The 17,898-nt window shown below is 71.8% G+C and carries 14 protein-coding genes; 4 read left to right on the forward strand and 10 right to left on the reverse strand.

The genetic code is table 11. From position 1 onward, the window contains the following. Positions 1-293: 293 nt before the first annotated feature. The 5 genes from ACFPZ3_RS42555 to ACFPZ3_RS42575 form a co-directional block, all read right to left on the reverse strand. The gene (locus ACFPZ3_RS42555; RefSeq protein ID WP_379520052.1) at positions 294-3,902 is read right to left on the reverse strand and encodes a vWA domain-containing protein; all 3,609 of its coding nucleotides are present in this window, start codon (positions 3,900-3,902) and stop codon (positions 294-296) included. Beyond that, complete coding sequence (locus tag ACFPZ3_RS42560) at positions 3,899-5,119, reverse strand: ATP-binding protein (RefSeq protein WP_379520053.1); 1,221 nt, start codon at positions 5,117-5,119, stop codon at positions 3,899-3,901. The genes ACFPZ3_RS42555 and ACFPZ3_RS42560 overlap by 4 nt, the downstream gene beginning before the upstream one ends. Before the next feature lie 25 nt (positions 5,120-5,144). Then, positions 5,145-9,851, reverse strand: coding sequence for a DNA-binding protein (locus ACFPZ3_RS42565; RefSeq protein WP_379520054.1), 4,707 nt, complete (start codon positions 9,849-9,851; stop codon positions 5,145-5,147). Next, positions 9,848-10,702, reverse strand: a complete 855-nt coding sequence (locus tag ACFPZ3_RS42570; protein WP_379520055.1) for a DUF4132 domain-containing protein — start codon at positions 10,700-10,702, stop codon at positions 9,848-9,850. Before ACFPZ3_RS42570 ends, ACFPZ3_RS42565 begins: the two co-directional genes overlap by 4 nt. Positions 10,703-10,812: 110 nt before the next feature. Beyond that, complete coding sequence (locus ACFPZ3_RS42575; RefSeq protein ID WP_379520056.1) at positions 10,813-11,256, reverse strand: DUF2000 domain-containing protein; 444 nt, start codon at positions 11,254-11,256, stop codon at positions 10,813-10,815. 114 nt (positions 11,257-11,370) lie between these two features. Here ACFPZ3_RS42575 and ACFPZ3_RS42580 point away from each other — a divergent pair, with 114 nt between their 5' ends. Further along, positions 11,371-11,865 (forward strand): Lrp/AsnC family transcriptional regulator, encoded by a 495-nt coding sequence (locus tag ACFPZ3_RS42580; protein WP_379520057.1) that lies wholly within the window; start codon positions 11,371-11,373, stop codon positions 11,863-11,865. 3 nt (positions 11,866-11,868) lie between these two features. Here ACFPZ3_RS42580 and pip read toward each other — a convergent pair whose 3' ends face one another. Together pip and ACFPZ3_RS42590 are read right to left on the reverse strand one after the other, a co-directional pair. After that, positions 11,869-12,819: a prolyl aminopeptidase gene (gene pip / locus ACFPZ3_RS42585; RefSeq protein WP_379520058.1), complete on the reverse strand. Its 951-nt coding sequence runs from the start codon at positions 12,817-12,819 to the stop codon at positions 11,869-11,871. A gap of 83 nt (positions 12,820-12,902) precedes the next feature. Continuing rightward, positions 12,903-13,685: a neutral zinc metallopeptidase gene (locus ACFPZ3_RS42590; protein ID WP_379520059.1), complete on the reverse strand. Its 783-nt coding sequence runs from the start codon at positions 13,683-13,685 to the stop codon at positions 12,903-12,905. A 145-nt stretch (positions 13,686-13,830) separates the two neighbouring features. Between ACFPZ3_RS42590 and ACFPZ3_RS42595 the strand changes: the two genes are divergently transcribed. Further along, positions 13,831-14,580 carry a hypothetical protein gene (locus ACFPZ3_RS42595; protein ID WP_379520060.1) on the forward strand — a complete coding sequence of 250 codons (750 nt, stop codon included), beginning with the start codon at positions 13,831-13,833 and terminating at the stop codon, positions 14,578-14,580. An 8-nt stretch (positions 14,581-14,588) separates the two neighbouring features. Here the strand turns inward: ACFPZ3_RS42595 and ACFPZ3_RS42600 are convergent, their stop codons facing one another. Beyond that, positions 14,589-15,026, reverse strand: a complete 438-nt coding sequence (locus ACFPZ3_RS42600; protein ID WP_379520061.1) for an NUDIX hydrolase — start codon at positions 15,024-15,026, stop codon at positions 14,589-14,591. A 10-nt stretch (positions 15,027-15,036) separates the two neighbouring features. Continuing rightward, positions 15,037-15,426 carry a RidA family protein gene (locus tag ACFPZ3_RS42605; RefSeq protein WP_379520062.1) on the reverse strand — a complete coding sequence of 130 codons (390 nt, stop codon included), beginning with the start codon at positions 15,424-15,426 and terminating at the stop codon, positions 15,037-15,039. 30 nt (positions 15,427-15,456) lie between these two features. Between ACFPZ3_RS42605 and ACFPZ3_RS42610 the strand changes: the two genes are divergently transcribed. After that, on the forward strand, positions 15,457-16,020 hold the full coding sequence (locus ACFPZ3_RS42610; protein WP_379520063.1) for a LysR family substrate-binding domain-containing protein: 564 nt from the start codon (positions 15,457-15,459) through the stop codon (positions 16,018-16,020). 47 nt (positions 16,021-16,067) lie between these two features. Here the strand turns inward: ACFPZ3_RS42610 and ACFPZ3_RS42615 are convergent, their stop codons facing one another. Further along, entirely contained in the window at positions 16,068-17,276 is a 1,209-nt protein-coding gene (locus ACFPZ3_RS42615; protein WP_379520064.1) for a cytochrome P450 family protein, read from the reverse strand. A gap of 124 nt (positions 17,277-17,400) precedes the next feature. On the opposite strand from ACFPZ3_RS42615, the gene ACFPZ3_RS42620 reads away from it, so the two are divergent. After that, the gene (locus tag ACFPZ3_RS42620; protein ID WP_379520065.1) at positions 17,401-17,874 is read left to right on the forward strand and encodes a GNAT family N-acetyltransferase; all 474 of its coding nucleotides are present in this window, start codon (positions 17,401-17,403) and stop codon (positions 17,872-17,874) included. The last annotated feature ends 24 nt before the right edge of the window (positions 17,875-17,898 follow it).

Raw genomic sequence — 17,898 nt, forward strand, 5'->3', positions numbered from 1 at the left:
CCCAGCCTCCACCGGGCAGAGGCTGAGCACGGCGGCCCGGTGCAGGCACCGTGGCGCGAGCAGGCAGCTGCACCGCGCCTGCCCCTCCTCCACAACCACCCCGGACCCCCCGGGCGAGAGCGTCACCACCGCGTCCTCACCACAGACGACCCGAACCTCCTCCCCCACCTCGACGGCAAGAGCGGCGTACTGTTCGACGGCCGCGTCCAGCTTCTTCCGCAGCCGGGAGGTCAGCCCCTCCACGGCGGCAGCCACCACGGCCGGCGCCACAGACGGCAAGGGCCCCGACGGGTTCACCGGTTCTCTCCGCGAAGGCGATCGCCCACCCAGCGGGCGAGGGCGAGCGGGCTGAGGGCGGCGACCGGCATCCCGGCCGCGACGAGTTGCCGCGCGATGGGCAGCGAATAGCGAGGTACGCCCCCATCGTCCAGGGCGGCACACCCCAGCAGGTGTACGCCGGACCCGGCCAGAGCGCGTACCTCTGCAAGCAGCCCCCCGAGGGGATGACCCTCCTCGAAGTCGCTCACGACCACCACGATCGTCCGGCTGGGTACGCTCACCAGCGATCGCGCGTGAGCGAGTCCGGCGGCGATGTGCGTGCCCCCGCCCACCTGTACTTCGAGCAGCAGTGAGAGCGGGTCGGTCACCTGGCCGGTCAGGTCGATCACTTGGGTGGAGAACGTCAGGAAATGGGTGGAGAGCGTGGGCACTCCCGCCAGAACCGCGGCGGTCAAGGCCGACCACACTACGGACGCCTCCATGGACCCCGACACGTCGACCACGAGGATCAGCCGCCAGTCGGCCTCCTGCCGCGCCCGTGTCCCGAACACCGGCCGCTCCGGCACCACCACCAGCCGCCCGTCCTCCAGGCGCCGGCTGTGCTGGAGGTTGGCCCGCAGCGTACGCGGCAGGTCGAGCCGCCCTCCAGGACGACGGGTCGGGCGCGGCGTGGCCAGCCCGCTCAGCGCGGGCCGCAACTTCGTGGCCAGCTCCCGGGCCAGCTCGTCCACCAGCCGCCGCACAAGTGGCCGCAGCTTGGCGACCTGCTGCTCGGGCAGGCCACCGGCCAGCGACAACACGGAGGTGAGCAGGTCGATGGAGGGCCGTACGGACGCGGGGTCCAGCTCCGCCAGCACGTCGGCACGCCCGGCGTCGGCGGCCCGGGCCAGCACTTCCTCGCGTACGTCGGCCCCGAACAACGACTCCAGCTCCTCCGCCCACTCACGCGCCGTGGGAAACGACTCCCCCTGGCCACCGGTGTCCTCGAAGTCGTCGGAGCCCTCGCCGCGGCCGGCCCCGTACAGCTCGTCGAGGGCACGCGCGTACGCCCGCCCAGCGGCCGGGAGCCGCTCGGACTCCCTCCCGAGCAACAACCGCCACCGATCCCCGGCCCCCAGACTCCGCGCCGGCGGCGCGGGAGCGGCGACCGGTGTTGCGAGTTCGCTGGGAGCATCCGGGACCGACAGCCCCAAAGATCGCAGAACGGACAGGCCGGCGGCGTCGGCGGCCGTCCAGAGGCCGAGCAGTTCGGGTGAGGCACTCAGCGCCAGGTCGAGCCGGTCTCCGAGGCGTTCGGACACGACGCCGAGCAGCCGGGTACGGGCCGCGGGCGTGAGCGTGTCGAAGCCACCGCGCAACGCGGGCAACCGATCGAGGAACTCCTGGTCGGGCAGGCCGTCGATGCGTTCGATGAGCGGGTCGAGAGCCGCCGGCGCCGCCTCGAGGAGTGGCCCGGCCGCCGTCAGCGCACCGGTCAGCAGGCGACTCAGCCGGGCGCGACCGTCCGTACCGGTGGCGTTGTCGATCCATCCGGCCGCCCGCGCGCCGAGCGTGCCGGAGCCGTCCAGGTCGAGCAGCACCCGGGCCGCCAGCGCCGCGCCACGCATGAGCGGCGACGCCGTACGCGCGAGTTCGCCCAGCGCGTCGTCCAGCCGCAGCCCCAGCCGCTCTTCGCCCGCCCAGGTGGCCAGCGCGACCAGCGCGGACGCATCCTCCGGCCGGTCGCTCCCTGCCAGCCCCGGCAGCGACCTGACGGCGGCCTCCAGCAACGTCCCCGCCAGCCCGGCGGCCTGCCCGCGGCCCTCGGGCGTGGTGCCGGGCAGGTGCTCGCGGCGCAGGGCTTCGAGCAGGTCGAGGGCGTCGAGCAACTCGATGAGGGTGGCGGTGGCGGGCAGCGCGACGGCCGCGTCGGCGAGCCGGTCCGCGACCAGCTCGGGCAGGTCACACCGGGCCGCCGCGCGGAGGCCGTCGAGAATCAGCCGGCAGGTGGGCCCTCCGTTTGCCGATTCGCGCCGGTACGTCTCCCGCAACATCCCCGCGGCGGCCTGTGCCAGGGTCACACCGCGTACGCCCGCCAGGTCGAGCAGGGCCGGCACCGCCGGCATCCAGGAGATGCGCCACCTGGTGCCGATCGCGGCGGCGTCGCCCGTACCCGCCACCTCGACCGGCTCGCCGTATCCGGCGCCGCACACGAGCAGCCGCCGCAACGCGACCTCGCGGCGCGCGTCGAGGCCGGAACGCAGCGGATCGAGGCGTACGTCACGTGCGCCCTGATCATCCGGGCCTGGCAGCCGCAACGCGGCCAGCTCCGCCTCGACCGCGGGCCCGAGCCCCGATCGCGGCGTGCCCGGGGCGGTACGGCCGCGTTCCGTGCCGACGAAGACGGTCTCCAGTGCCTGCGCGAGAGCCCTTCCCCTGCCGAGCGGCTCCCCCTGGCCCAGCACCGTCGTCACCGCCTCCAGCAGTTCGCCGCGCCCTGGAGCCGGCAGGCCGCGCAGTCGCGCCAGGTCACAGGCCAGGCGCAACGTCTCAACGGCCTCCCCCGTGCCCGCCGTGTGACCGGCGGAACGCAGCTCACGACACAGGTCGGTGATCGCCCGCGCGGCCCCGTCCCTGACCCGATCAGGATCACCCCCGGCCTCGAACACCGCCTGCTGCCACCTGGGGTCCCGGATGCCCGCGGGGTAGCCGGAGCGCGAGTCGAGCAGGTCGAAGGCATAGGGGACGAGCGAGGTGACAGGCGGCTCCCCTGCGCTGGATCGAACGGAGGGATTCCCAGAGATCGACCAAGCGCCCGACTTCGGCGGCACCTCTTCTGCAGCGGTATCGACCCGAACAGGGACATTCCGGGAGCCATCTGCGCCGGCACCGACCAGGCCAGGAGCATTCCCGGAACCATCCGCGCCGGCACCGACCAGGGCTGGGGCGTGGAAGGCACCGATCACCGCCGTGACCCGGCGGCCGCCCGCCGCCGCTTCGGTGACCACCCGTCGCATGTGGGCCTCCCGCGCCAGATCCCTGCCCGGTACGCCGCCCGCCGCCTCGGCATCTCGCCTCAGGGCCCAGCCGACGCCGAGCGCGGCCCGGCGTACCGCTTCGGGCTCGCATCCGGGCGCGAGGACCTCCACGGTCCGATCCCACATGTCATCGCCCTCACGCCCGGTCCCGGAGGCCGCCAACGCCTCAGCGAACGAGATGGCGGCATCCCCCGGGCGGACCTCACTCTGCGGCGGGTCGGACGCATGCCGGCTCGTGTCCGACAACGGCAGATCGCAGCACAGCACCTCCACCCCGAGCCGCCGAGCCCACCGAATGGCCACCAGCTCAGGCGAGAAGTCCGCGAACGGGTAGAACCCCAGCCCGCCCTCCCCATCGACCCCGGCCAACGCGACCGGTGCACGGGTCTCGGGCGAGGCGAGATGATCCAGCCACGGCTGAAAGTCCGCGGGCAGCTCGACGCACACCACCTCCGCCTCAGAAGCCTCCAGCAGAGCGGGCAGGACCGCGGCCAGGGCAGGACTGTGGTGCCGCACCCCCAGCAGGTACGGCCGCCCGCACACGGCCAGCCCATCCACCGCACGCCGGGGATCGGCCTCCACCACGTCACCCGCAGGCCGGCTCACCGGAGGTTCTCCCGCAGGTCCCAGAGCCGGCGCCACATGGCCGACCCGTCCTCGGCCCGCCGCCGCACCGGCCCGTCCCAGTACCCCAGCAGCCGCCCGTGGTCAGCCGGATCGTCCTTCCGGACGACACCGAGCAAATGCCCGGGAACCAGGTCCAGCACATCCCCCGGGGGCAGGTACGCCGCCGCCACCCCCAGCGACGCCGCCACCTGCACCGCCTCGGCCGTGGACATGACCGTGCCGGGCCGCTCCACGTCCCATCCCTCGCCGGACCGCCCGGTACGCAGGTCGCGGAAGACGGTCACCAACGCCTCCAGCACCGCGTCGTCCACCCCGAAGGCCGCCCCGGCCCGATGCACGACGGCCGTCGCCTGCCGGCGTACGAGTGAGGTCTCCGCCTCGGCGTCCGCGATGGGCCCGACGGTCTCGAAGTTGAAGCGCCGTTTGAGGGCGGCGGACATCTCCGACACCCCGCGGTCCCGCAGGTTGGCCGTGGCGATCACCGTGAACCCGGGCGCCGCCACCACCTGGGCGTCCTCGGCGCCGGCCAGCTCGGGCACGCTGACCCGCCGGTCGGACAGGATCGACACCAGGGCGTCCTGTACCTCGGGCAGGCAGCGGGTGATCTCCTCGACCCTGGCCACCCGGCCCGACCGCATGGCGGTGAGCACCGGGGAGTCGACCAGCGCGGCCCTGCTCGGGCCCTGGGCCAGCAGCAGGGCATAATTCCAGCCGTAGCGGAAGGCGTCTTCCGTCGTCCCCGCCGTGCCCTGTACGGTGAGCGCGCTCGTGCCGCACACGGCAGCGGCCAGCAACTCCGACACCATCGACTTGGCCGTGCCCGGCTCGCCCACGAGCAACAGCCCGCGCTCACCGGCGAGCGTCACGACGCACCGTTCGACCAGCGCCCGCTCCCCGACGAACTTCGCCGCCACCTTGAGCCTCCCGGGAACGAGCCCCCCAGGAACGCCACCACCCTCCGACAGCCGGGAAAAGCCGCCATCCCCCGGCGTTCCTGACGTCCCCGCGACGACTCGGCCCTCCGGCAGCTCCAGCGTCTCGTCACCGCTCCCGCAGATGAACGTCACCACCGCCCGCGGCGTCAACGCCCACCCCGGCGGCCGGGGCCCATCGTCGTAGGCGGCGAGAAAGGCCAGCTCGTCCGCGTACCGTTCCTCGGCCGCGAGCACCTGACGCCCCGAAGTGTCCTGAGTCATGAAAAGTCCTTATAAGTGGTGGAATTCAACGACGCCGTGCGGCACGCCCGACCCTGAGCTCCTCGAACCGGGGAGCGTCGCCTTCACGCACCCGCCCCCACGCCCTCGCGTAGAGGGCCGCGACAGGCTCACTGGGCACCAGCGGCGTGCCGGGACAGACGTCGAACATGGCGAGCTTCCACCCCTCCACGGGCAGAGCCGGCGAGCGGAGCTCCGCCCAGTCCCCGGGCAGGAACAACGTGCGACCGGCCCGGCTCCTGCCGGCCTCCACGACGAGGGAGGTCGCGGCCAGCTCGGCGCGGGCGGCCTTGAACCGGGCGGGCTTCCACCCGGTCCACCTGACGACGTTGCGATCGCTCGGATCCGGCATCGCCAGCACCATCAGATACAGGGCCGCGGCGTCCTCACCCAGCCCATGAGCACCGGCCACCTCGGCGACCAGTTCGGGCACCGACCGCGTGGGATCCTGCGGCCACCACTCGGCGGAACCGGGCCCGGTCTCGGCGAGCAGGGCGGCGAAGCGCGGGTCGTGGACCGTACGCAGGGCGACCACGACGGGGACCGTCTCCTCGAACCCGAGCAGGGCCCGCAGATAGGGATCCTCGGGGTCGTACAGCGAGGCGGAGATCGCCGGCGACGGCCGGTCGTCGTAGGTGGAGAGGATGAGACACCCATAACGTACGAACCCCTCACCGGTCTCGGTCGGCGCCCCCGCGACCTTCGTGAACGCGGGCAGTTCGACGTACCGATCGAGGTCGAGCAGCAGCCCCGAGCAGGCCAGCCGCTCATGGACCGCCGCCAGCGCCCCGGGCAGCGCGGCCCTGACCGGATCGCCCACGGGCAGCCGGTGGGCCAGCCACGCGATCATGCGCACCGCCGTGAGCAGCGTGACCCCGGTGAACCCGGGAGCGTCCTCATCCTCCGGCGCGGCCCTGTCGTCGCGAAGCGTCCAGGCCAGGTCCCGGCTCAGCTCGGGCGCGGCGGCGGGATCGATGAGGGCGCGCAGGGCCTGACCGGCGTCCCAGTCCGTCCTGAGCGCGCGGGTCGCCTCCCCGAGCAGCCATTCGGGCACCGGCGTCTGCGGCCCGACCTGGGCGTTCCACACCTCGGCCGCGGCGGCCACGTCGGGCCCGTCCGTCCACAACCTGGCGATGTCCTGAGGCAGCAGTGCCGCCACGACCGCCCACCGCACGCGTACGTCAAGCAGTCGAAGCTCCTCCTTGGCGACGGCGGCGTCGGTCATCTTCACGTCGAGCGTCGCGCGCTCCTGTTTGCTCAGAAACCCCCGCTCGTACGTATCCAAACCCGGCATCCCGGCCACCACCAGCTTCGCGACGGTCAGCGACACCCCGGTCAACCGGGCGAACTCCGCGCAGTCCTCCGCCCGCCACGGCACGGGCCCACGCGCGTCCAGCTCGGCGAGGAACTCCCGCACCCACCCCACCGGCCTCGCCGCGAACACGGGGTCGGAGGACCTGACGGTGTACGGCTCGGGCACCTCGAACGCCCCGGCCGGATCATGGAACAACACCTCCCACGTGACCCCCGAGTCGCCGTATTCCAGCACGCTCAGGAACGCGATGAACGCCCCCTGACCCAAGGGCAGCACCGCGAGCAGAGTGCCGGTGTACCACGTCCTGCCCGGCTTGATCAGGTGCCGCTCGTGGAGGTAGAGCGACATCCTGCGCCACCGGGCGGGCCCGGCCGAAACGGGCAGCCCGCGCTCGTCCAGCTCGGCGAGCAGCGCACGCAGCACCTCACCGTGTTCCCGACCGGCCGCCCGGAAGGCCAGGGCCTCGGGATGGTCGAGCACCGGTATCCAGCGAACCCCGGCCTCCTCCAGCTCACGCAGATCCAGATGGTGCCCCCCAGGCGGCGGGCCCTCGGCGACCAGCGCCTGCTCGACGGCCCGGATCTGACGGAAGACGCCGTCGACGCTCCGCGCGTTGCCGTCGTCGCCGGCCAGCCCGCTCAGCGCCTCGCGCATCAGCCCGTCGCTGGGCCCGGGAGCCGCCTGCGGCCGCTGGTCGCCGGAGAGCGCCTCGGCGAGCCTGATCACGATCCCGCGTAGCGACTCCTGCTGCGTGGCGGCGAACCGCGCGACCCCGGCGACGCCCGCCAGCAGCCCCTCGTGGCTCAGCCCCGGCAGCAGTGCCCTGACGTCGTCATCGCCCGGCTCGGCCGCCTTCAGCAGCGCTGCCGCGGTGTCCCTGTCGATCCGGCGCAGAAGCGCGGAGCCCTCGGGGTCGCGAGGCTCCAGATGGTTCCAGTAACGCGAGGGCGGCAGCATGGCCGTCCCCATGCCGAACGCACCGGGCCTCGCGTCGGTCCTGACCGTGGAGGTGACCACCCCGTCGGGATCGACCAGGAGCAGCTGGTAACCCCCTTGAACGACGGCGCAGGCCCGCTCGGCGCCGGGGAAGAGCACTCCCCGGATCGGCGACCGGGAGCCGGCCGGCACGGTGACCGTGAGCCCGGCGCCGTCCTCTCCCCGCCTGGAGCCATCGGGCAGGCGTACGACCCGCCAGCCGAGCAGGCCGTCCGCCACGGGCAGCAGCCACCCGCCGAGGAACGAACTCCCCTCGGGAGCCGTGCTCAGCGCGTCGGCGAAGAACCGGGGCAGACTCTTGCGGCCCTGCTCCCCGGTAAGAGGGTCGAACTCGTGCCAGGAGGAGTCGTCCCACACCCAGGAGGAGGAGCCGTCGGTGAGCACCGCCCGCTCTTCCGGAACCGCCGTGTCGCCCGGCCGCAGGACGGCGTGCCCGGTCGTCCGCCCGCCCCCGGGCAGGGCCAGGGTGACGAACTCGGAGCCCCGGTACCAGTCCATCCGCGCGCCGCGGACGTGCTGGCCTTCCAGCGGCCGCAGGCGGCCGGGATCGGTGTGCCAGTAGCCGCGCAACCGCTGCCCCAGCTCCTGCGAGCGCCAGTAGACCAGCAGCTCGCCGTCCACATAGTGGAAGCTGGGGATGCTCCACGCGTCATCGGCCGGCACGCGCAGGTCGTGGGTGAGCGCGACCCCCTCGGGGCCGAGCACGCGAACCTGGGCGGCCCCGGCGACGACCAGGTGCGGCCAGGCCTCGGACACCACGAGGCCGCCGGCGTTCTCCTTGGGCACCAGGCTCGCGACCGCCTCCTCCCAGGCCGGCCAGCTCAGCTCGTCGATCAGCCCGGCCCGCAGCGTGCGGGCGAGCGTCTCGGCGACGTCGGTGGCGGCCACGGCGCGCACCTCGTCCTCGGCCAGCACCAGCGCCTCGCCGGGCAGCCAGGCCAGCCGCCGCAAGGCGTCGGGCAGTTCGGGCAGCCCGGCGGCCGACGACCGCCGCGCCACCTCGCGCATCCACTCGGCCAGCATCGGCCGCCCGCCGGGTGAGCCGGCCAGCAGCCGGAGGGCCTGCCGGTCGCGTTCGTGGTCGCCGAAGGCGTCGGCGCCGCGCTGGAAGGCGTCACGGAAACGAGGATCGGCCGCCAAGGCGACCAGGTCGCGCCGCTCCTCGCCCCGCGCCCAGTCCGCGAGCGGGAGCGAGGTGTGCCGATCGGGATCGGCCACGGGGAGGCCGAGGGCGAGCAGCAGGTCGAGCACGTCCACGTCATGTGGCACCGCCAGTGCCCCGGTCTCAGCCCTCAGCGAAGGGGCCAGCCGCTCGATCAGCGGGTGCAACGCGGGCAGCCCTGGCGGCAGGTCCCAGGGCCGCTCACGCATCGCCAGGAACCTGCCCAGCCAGCCGGCGGCGCCGTCGCGCGGCCTGACCCGCCCGGCGACCAGGTCATCGGCGGCGCCGGACGACTCCAGGATCCCGAGCCACACCCCGGCCAGCTCGTGATCCCTGGCCTCCGGCATGAGCTCGAGAAGCGTGCCGCGTACGGAGGAATCCTGCCTGCCCAGCGCCGCGATGGCGCCCGCGTGGGACCTCCACCAGCCGGTGGGCGCCCGCAGGGTGGCGGGCAGGGTGAGCAGCTCGGCCAGGTAGCCCCGCTCGGCGGCGTCGGCGTCCGCCCCGGCGGCCCTGGCGAGCCTGCGCAGGTCCTGCGCCATCTGGGCCGCGGGCGGCATGCCGCCCGCGGTGCGCCGCAGGCAGAGCCGGCCGAACCGGCGCAGCGCCTCGTCGGCGGGCAGCCGCCCGGCCAGCTCCCTCGCGTACGCGGACAACGCCTTCACCGGCAGCGCCCCGGCCAGCGCGAACTCCAGGAACACCGCGTCCAGCCGGTCCTCGTCCACGCCGAGCCCGTGCTCGGCGTCGGCCTTGCGCGCGTGGGAGAAGAGCTGGCCGGCGTAGGTGGCGTTCTCCACGCCGATGAACACGCGCCCGGCCTGTTCGTAGAACGTGGGCAGGAAGTGCGGCACGGACACGGCGAGCCGGCGGCCGATGGCATGGTAGGCGTCGAGCGCCGTCTTGGGCTTGGACTTGGCCTGCCTGGCGATGCGTTCGAGCTCGGGCACGATGGCGAGCGCGTGGTGCCCGTCGTCGGGGTGGCGCGCGAGCACCCATTCGGGGAAGCCGAGCGAGCGCCGCCGGCCGAGCCCGACGACGACGGGCTCGCCTTCGGGTTCCAGCCCGAGGAACCCGGCCGCCAGGTCTTCAGCGGCACGCAGCTCCTCCGCGACCAGCCGCACGACCACCCGATCGGCCAGCGCGGGGTGCCGGTAGGCCCGCGCCACCAGCGGCACCGCCTCGTCGCCCGCCGAGCGGGATCCCGGGGGCAACACGGCGCCGGCCTTCAACGACTCGCTCATGACCCCTCCTCGACCTGCCGCCCGGCGTGCAGCGCCGCGGCCATCCGCATCCCCTCCGACCACGCGACCGGCCCCACCTCGGCGGGCCGGAGCGTCCTGCCCTCCTGGTCGTGCCAGGTCAGGTTGCCGGTGCGGACCTCCTCCTCCCAGTACGGCTCCCCGATCCACACGGCCGCCTCCGCGATCCGCCCGTCATCGCGGACCCGGCACGTGGCGTATCCCCCGGACACCCGGTAACCGAGCTGTGTGGCCCGCGCCGCCAGCCCGAACCTGGAGGCGTATCTGCCGCCGGCGAACTCCGTCACCTCGCTCCCGCTCACCTCGGCGGGCTTGCGCCAGGTGGCCCGGTGGATCTGCTCGACCTTCTGCGTCAGCCCCAGCTCCGCGGCGAACTCCCGCAGGTCGTCGAGGTCGGGCAGCAGGACGGGATGGGGCAGCGTCACCGTCTCGGGCGACAGGCGCACGGTCTCGCCGTCGAGGTTGACCATCCGCAGTTCCCCGGGGGCGATGGCGTCACGCAGGAACCCGACCTCGTCGGGGTCGTCGCCCACCACGACCAGGTGGCGCAGCGCCGCCTGCCAGGCCTCATCGGGCCACACGCGGGCCAGCAGCCCGGTCGGGACCGGCAGCGACGACACCATCCAGGTGTCCACCTGGGCGACGCACGCCGCGGCGTGCCGGGCGAGCCACTCCTCCAGACGGCGCAGCCGGTCCACCTCGGGGTGGTCGCGCAGCGCCTTCGGCAACGATTTGAGCTGCCGCCCCGCCGCGCGGCCCGAGGTGGACCGCGCGGCCACCCGGCCATCGATGAGGGCGACCTCATATCCGTCGCCCGCTGCCAGCCAGCCCAACGCCGCCGCCTTTCGTGGTCACCGAACGCCACGGTCCTGCGCCGCCGCGATGCGCGGAACGTTATCGGCAACGACCGACAAAGACAGGGTCAGCAGCGGCAGCCGTTCGGCTACCGCAGGAGTGGCAGCCGACCGGTGAGCCGCTCCACGATCGCCCTCGGGCCGAACAGGCTGACCGCGTAGTAGGGCGGCTCCTCCGTACGCGCCAGCTCGGCCAGGTACTCGTCGTACACGTTCGTACGCTGCGCGACGGCCGCCATGTCGGAGACCACCAGCTCGGGCTCGGCGGCGGCGTCGTCCCTGATCCGCCCCACGATCGCACCGGGAGCGGCCAGCACCGTGCACCCTGTCCAGGGCAGCCCGGCGTGCGCGTGCCCGGCGGCGTCCTTGCCGCCCGACCCGACGATCTCCGGCACGGCCACCCCGGTGGAGGCGGCCAGACAGGCCGCCGCGTTCGCCTGCAGCCCCCTCGGCAGGTCACGGTCGATCACGATCACCCACTTGACCGCGAGCTCCTTGGTGGGCAGATCTGTACGGCATTCAAGCACTCGCATCCACGAATCCCCTCTCCGGTATTCCGTCAACAGATTTCCATCTTGTCCGTCATTCCAACAACCCAAGATGCCTATCTCCGAAGGAAATTCGGAAATCCGTGCCAAGATGCGTACGTGGACGAACTAGATGCGACGATACTCGCCGAGCTGCAGCGCGACGGCCGCCAGACCAACCGCGAGCTGGCCGAGCGCCTGGGCATCGCCCCCTCGACCTGCCTGGAGCGGGTGCGCTCACTACGCTCGGCCGGCGTCATCGAGGGCTTCCACGCCGAGGTCAACCTCGACGCCATCGGCCGCCCCGTGCAGGCGCTGATCAACGTGCGCCTGCACCCCAAGATCCGCGAGGCCGTCGAGGGCTTCCGCGACTACGTCGCCGCCCTGCCCGAGACGCTGGCCGTCTTCGTCGTGTCGGGCGGGGACGACTTCATCATCCAGGTCGGCGTGCGCGACGCCGGGCACCTGCGCGACTTCGTGCTCGACCACGTCTCGCGGCACCGCAACATCGCCGACGTGCGCACGTCGCTGGTGTACGACCACATCCGCAAGACGTCGGTCGAGGTGCTTCCCCCCGAAGCGCCTTCGCGCCCGCGCACCGGCAGGAAACGCTGAGGTTCAGCTGTCCGCGAAGCGGTCGACGGCCGCCATGACGGCGTCCCTGAACGTCCCGCTGCCGGTGTGCCCGGAGTCCTCCACCACGACCAGCTCGGCGTCCGGCCAGGCCTGGGCCAGCTCCCACGCCGTCAGCAGCGGGCTGCCCATGTCCATGCGGCCGTGGATCAGCACGCCGGGGATGCCGGCCAGCCGTCCCGCGTCGCGCAGCAGCGCACCCTCCTCCAGCCAGGCGTCGTTGGAGAAGTAGTGCGCGCAGATCCGGGTCAGCGCCATCACGGCGTCGGCGGGACGGTCGCTGTAGGCGTTCGGCTTGCCGTTGACCTCCAGCGAGATCACCGCGTCCTCCCAGGTGACCCAGTCGACGGCGGCCTGCTCGCGTACCTTCTGGTCGGGGTCGGACAACAGGCGCGCGTAGGCCGCCAGCAGGTCGCCGTCGCGCTCCGCCTCCGGCACGCCCTGCCGGAACCGCTCCCACTCGTGCGGGAAGAACCGACCGACACCGCGGTAGAGCCAGTCGGTCTCGGAGCGCCGCGTCATGGTGACGCCGGTGATGATGATCTCCGACACCCGCTCGGGATGGGTCTCGGCATAGGCCAGGATCAGCGTGGACCCCCACGACCCGCCGTACAGCAGCCACTTGCCGATGCCGAGGTGCTCGCGCAACCGCTCCATGTCGGCGATCAGGTTATGGGTGGTGTTGCTCGTCAGGTCGGTCGCCGGGTCACTGGCGTGCGGCCGGCTGCGGCCGCAGTTGCGCTGGTCGAACAGGATGGTACGGAACCGCTCGGGGTCGAACGTACGGCGCATGTTGACCGAGCACCCCGACCCGGGCCCGCCGTGGACGATCAGCACGGGCTTGCCGTCCGGGTTGCCGCAGGCCTCCCAGTAGACGAGGTTGCCGTCGCCGGTGTCGAGCAGGCCGTGCTCGTAGGGCTCGATGGGGGGACGCAACAGGGGGCTCCTCTCCAGCAATATAACAGTGCTTACATATTAGCTGGAGCCGCGGCGGCCGGGCGGCCACCGCGGGAGCTTCGTCAGGCCACCTTCGAGGCCGAGGCCGTCCAGGTGTTGCACGAACCGGGGTCGCCGGTGGCGAAGCCACGCTTGATCCAGGAGCGCCTGGCGGACGTCTTTCCGTACAGGCGCTCCTCTCCGCGAGCGTCACCCTCGAGCAGTTTCATGAGGTAATTCCAGTCCTTCGTCGTACGGCCCTCCAACGGCCAGACGCTCTTCATGAAAGCGCCGCCCAGGCAATCCGTCTGGAGGGAATTGCGACGGTTCTGCTCATGAAGTTCGGCCTTCTTGCCATAGGGCTCCGCTTCATAAGCGTCGGCTATGCCGACGAGGTTCTGGATGTGGTAGCCGTACATAGAGGCGGAGACGGAGAACAGCCAGAGGTCAGAGGGGTCCTTCACCCAAGACTTGCCGACCTGGAAGACGAGTGTGCGGGTTTTGTCGCAATACCAGCCCTGAGAGTCGGTTTTGTCCGTCTCATAGCCACACCACTTCTTTGGCAGCTTGTTCATGTGCCGCACCTTCACCTTCTCATAGGTGAGACCGGCGTCGGTGAGGTGTTTTCCCCAGGTCTCCCCCAGACAGGCGATGACCGCGTCGATGTACGCGCGGGCCTGCTTGACATTGCCGCGCCTGACCGGCTTCTCCGCACAGGTCGTCGTCGGCAGAGCGCCCGCCTCATAGAGGGGGTTAGCGATGAGTTTGGGGTGTTTTACGGGGTATGCTGCCGCCGATGCGTTGGCCGTACCGGCTAAAGGCGCCACGAGGGCACACGCGAGGACCGCGGTCTTCAGTGATTTCACAAATCGTGACAATAGGGCCCCGGCTACTTTCCCGCAATCCAGTTCCCTGCCGGTAAAGAGGACTAGATCCAACTATGAAGTAATTGAACCACCACTAAGGGTACGGATCGCAACGATAACTAGATCATCACCCTTGGGGAGAACCATGTACAGGCACGCAGTTGCCGTATTCACCGCAGCCTCCGCCATGCTGCTGACGCCCACCGGCCCGGCCCACGCCGCGGACGGGCCCGCCCTCTGGTGCGGCAACAATCACGTCTTCAGCACGAACGAAACGCCGGCCAGGCCGGCCCCGTCGCCGGCGCTCACCGTCACCGCCGACGACATCAGGGCTCTCATGAACACGATCGCCGCCAGCACCTCTCTGCAGGGGTTCTTCTCCCCGGCGCTGAGCATGCCCGCCGTCCCCGGGATCTCGTACAACGGCGCCGCGATCACGTGGCCGTCCTACGTCCCCGCCCAGGCCGCCGCTCCCAACCCGGCGCCCTCCGGCAGCTCGCCCGCGGACGTCTCTCCCGAGAGCGCCATGATCGAAGACATCATCGGCAGGGCGCTGGTGGCCTGCTCCCACTCCACGACCGCGCCGGTCACGGTGCCGTCCACGGCCACGCTCGACGACGCCTCCATCGCCAAGCTCGCCGGCGCGCTCCTCGCCACGAACCCGGCCACCTGCGTCATGGCCCCGGCCGCTCCCGCTCCCGCCCCGGCGCCCGCGCAGAGCCCCACGACGCTCCTCGACGCCATCGGCGTGCGGCAACTCCTCGACGCCATCGGCGTGCGGCGGCGCGAAACACCGGCCGCCGACCCGGCCGCCGCCGCAGCCGACAACCCGGCCGCCTGTACGTTCCCTGACTCGCTCATGGACGCCATCGGCGTGACCGACCTGTTCAACTGACGGGAGGTTCAGCCGATGAGTGCCTGGTGGCGCAGGCGCTGGTCAAGCTCCCACAGGGCCGTCTTGTCGTCGTCGTAACGCAGGGTGTCGTACGCCGCCTCGTAGGCGAGCCACCGCACCGCCCGGTGCTCGTCGGACAGCACGATCTCGCCCTGGCCCGTGGCGTCCATGGCGAAGTAGTGCTTGGACACGATGTAGAGATCCTCGGGCCAGTGCGCGGCGGCGGCGAAGCACTCCTTCTCCACGCCGCTGACCATGTCCAGCTTGTAGAGCGGTCCCGCCAGACCCGCCTCCTCGGCGCTCTCGCGGCGGGCCGCCGCCACCAGGTCCTCCCCCTCTTCGACCCCGCCGCTCACGCCCTGCCAGCAGCCGTCGTCGGCCCGCTGGAGGACGGCGTACTCGCCGGCTCGGAAGATGAACACCACCACGTTGTACGGCTGTCGCATAGGAAGATCATCACGCAACCGACCGCCGCGCGTACACCTCGATTTCGATCTTCATCCGCGGATCGGCCAGACCGCACATCATCATCGTCGCGGCCGGGCGTACCCCGCCGAAGCACTCGCGCAGGACCGGCCAGCAGGGCTCGAAGTCGGCGCGGTCCGGCAGGAGGTAGCGCACGCGTACGACGTCGGAGAAGCCGCACCCCGCCTCCGTCAGGGCCGAGCCGATGTTACGCAGGCACTGCCGCGCCTGCTCCACCACGTCGTCGGAGATCGTCATCGTCGTGTAATCGAAGCCAGTTGTCCCCGAGACGTGCACCCAGTCGCCGTCCACCACGGCGCGGGCGTACCCGATCTGCTCCTCGAACGTGGAACCGCTGAGGATCGCGCGTCGCTCTGTCACGCGCCGAACGCTACGGCGACCAGCAGAGATATGTCTAATACTGCCCGGCTGAACACCTACCGGGAGCGCTTCCCCGGCGTACGCATCGAGATCCACGAGATGACCACGGCGCCGCAGATCGCCGCCCTGCACGACCGGCGGATCGACGTCGGCCTGCTGCGGGAGCCGCCGGACGACGAGCCGGAGCTGGGGTTCTCGACCGTGCTGAGCGAGCCGTTCGTGGCCGTGCTGCCCGCCGCGCATCCACTGGCGGCGGGGCGCACAGTCGAGCTCGCCCGGCTGGCCGGCGAGCCTTTCGTGCTCCTGCCGCGCGATCACGGGCCGGGGCTGCACGACCGGATCGTCGGGATGTGCCGGGCGGCGGGGTTCACGCCGGAGGTCGCGCAGCACGCGGTGGAGTGGCAGACCGTGTGCGCGCTGGTCGAGGCCGGTCTCGGCGTCTCACTGGCGCCCGCGGGCATCCGGCGGATCCGGCTCAGGGGCGTCGCCTTCCGCGGGGTCGCGCCGGACGACGTACGGACGAGCGTGGCCGCGGCCTGGCGCCGGGACGACACGAACCCCCTGGTCGCCAGGCTCCTTGAGGCAATGCTCTGAAGGCTCGGCGCCGCCCCGCGAACCGGCGCCGGTGATCCAGGATGTGCTCACCGGAGTAATACCGGCAGCTCCATCGGGCCCTCGGTGATGAGCGAGGAGGTGTAGGCGACCTCGTTCTCGCCGACGGCCAGCCGCAGCCCGGGGAACCGGGTGAACAACGACGACAGCGCGATCCGTACCTCCAGCCTGGCCAGCGGCGCGCCCAGGCAGAAGTGCGGCCCACGGCCGAAGCCGAGATGCGCCTCCGGCTCACGCTCGACGTCGAACCGCGCGGCGTTCGCGCCGAACCTGTCCGGGTCCGTGCCCGCCCCGGAGAGCCCGACCATGATCGGTTCCCCGGCGGGAACGGTGGTCCCGGCCAGTCGCACGTCCTGTCTCGGGTAGCGGAACAGCACGCTGACCACCGAGTTGCGGCTGCGCAGCGCCTCCTCCACCACCTGCGCCCAGGAGTCGCGCTTGTGTACCTCGGCCAGTTGACCGGGGTCGGAGGCGAGAGCGATGACCGTGTTCGCGATCAGGTGAACGGTCGTCTCGTGACCGGCGATGAGCACCAGCCACAGGATCCACAACATCTCGTCGTCGGACAGCCGGTCGCCGTCGTTCTCCTGCACCCGGATGAGCCTGGAGGTGAGGTCGTCGTCGGAAAGGCCGCGCTTGCGCTCGATGAAGGCGGCGAGATAGGCGAGCAGCGCCTGCCCGACCGCCCCCGCCTCCTCCGGGGTGGCGGTGTGCGACAGCAGCACGTTCGTCCACTGGCGGATCTGGTTACGCTCCTTCTCGGGCACGCCGAACAACTCGCAGATCACCGCGATGGGCAGAGGCTCGCTGAAGTGCCGTACGAGATCCACCACGTCGCCGGCCCCGGCCATCTGGTCGAGCAGATCGTCGGTGAGCTCCTGGATGCGCGGTGCCATCGCCTCCACGCGGCCCGGGGTGAAGGCACGGCCGATGAGACTGCGCAGGCGCCGATGGTCCTCGCCGTCCTTGGTCAGCAGGTGATCACCCCCGATGACCTGCCGGATCGGCCAGTCGGGAGGGATGGTGCCGTCGTGCAGCGCGGTGTAGTTGCTCGAGTTCTTGCTGTAGAGCGTGCTGTCGTTGATGAGCACCTCGTTCACCAGGTCGTACGAGCTCACCAGCCAGGCCCCGACCTTGCCGGGAAGCTCGATGGGACAAACCGGCCCTCCTTCATCTCTGATGCGGCGGATCGTCTCGGACGTCCGCTCACCGGGAACCGGAATCTGCGCAGGATCCATGGGACTTCTCCCTGTAGGGTCTCCCTGCAAGGTTCCTCTCCGCCCTGTCCTGGGCCTAGAGCGCTTCGTTGTCACCACCCCGCAGCCAATATCTGCCGACCGCGCCACATGTCGGGAGCTCCACGTGGACACCATCGAGACACCGGCCCTCGTCCTCCTCCCCCTGCGTGCCGAGCACGCCGAGGAGATGGCGGTCGTGCTCTCCGACCCGGCCCTGCACAGGTTCACCGGTGGCGCGCCGCTCACCGCGCAGGAGCTGGCCCTCCGCTACGAACGGCTGGTCTCCGGGCCGCCCGGCTGGCGCAACTGGGTGATCTGGCTGCGCGCCGAGAAGCGGCTCGTCGGCTACGTGCAGGCCACGATCGACGAGCGCACCGCGGAGGTCGCGTGGGTGATCGGCACGCCGTGGCAGGGCCGCGGCCTGGCCGGCGCCGCCGCCACGGCCCTGGTCGGCCGGCTCATGGAGCAGGAGATCGACACCATCGTGGCGCACATCCACCCCGGCCACGCGGCCTCAGCGGCCGTCGCCACCGCGGCCGGCCTGCATCCCACGGAGCGGTGGGAGGACGGCGAGGTTCTCTGGGAACGGCGTTCCTAGAGCCTTGCGGATCACCGGCCTCCT

The organism is Nonomuraea insulae, from assembly GCF_042656245.1.

Excerpts from the sequence above, each read along its gene's own strand:
- ACFPZ3_RS42595 (WP_379520060.1), top strand. The coding sequence starts at position 13,831 with ATGTACAGGCACGCAGTTGCCGTATTCACCGCAGCCTCCGCCATGCTG.
- ACFPZ3_RS42575 (WP_379520056.1), bottom strand. The coding sequence starts at position 11,256 with ATGCGAGTGCTTGAATGCCGTACAGATCTGCCCACCAAGGAGCTCGCG.
- ACFPZ3_RS42610 (WP_379520063.1), top strand. The coding sequence starts at position 15,457 with ATGTCTAATACTGCCCGGCTGAACACCTACCGGGAGCGCTTCCCCGGC.
- ACFPZ3_RS42615 (WP_379520064.1), bottom strand. The coding sequence starts at position 17,276 with ATGGATCCTGCGCAGATTCCGGTTCCCGGTGAGCGGACGTCCGAGACG.
- ACFPZ3_RS42600 (WP_379520061.1), bottom strand. The coding sequence starts at position 15,026 with ATGCGACAGCCGTACAACGTGGTGGTGTTCATCTTCCGAGCCGGCGAG.
- ACFPZ3_RS42565 (WP_379520054.1), bottom strand. The coding sequence starts at position 9,851 with ATGAGCGAGTCGTTGAAGGCCGGCGCCGTGTTGCCCCCGGGATCCCGC.
- ACFPZ3_RS42560 (WP_379520053.1), bottom strand. The coding sequence starts at position 5,119 with ATGACTCAGGACACTTCGGGGCGTCAGGTGCTCGCGGCCGAGGAACGG.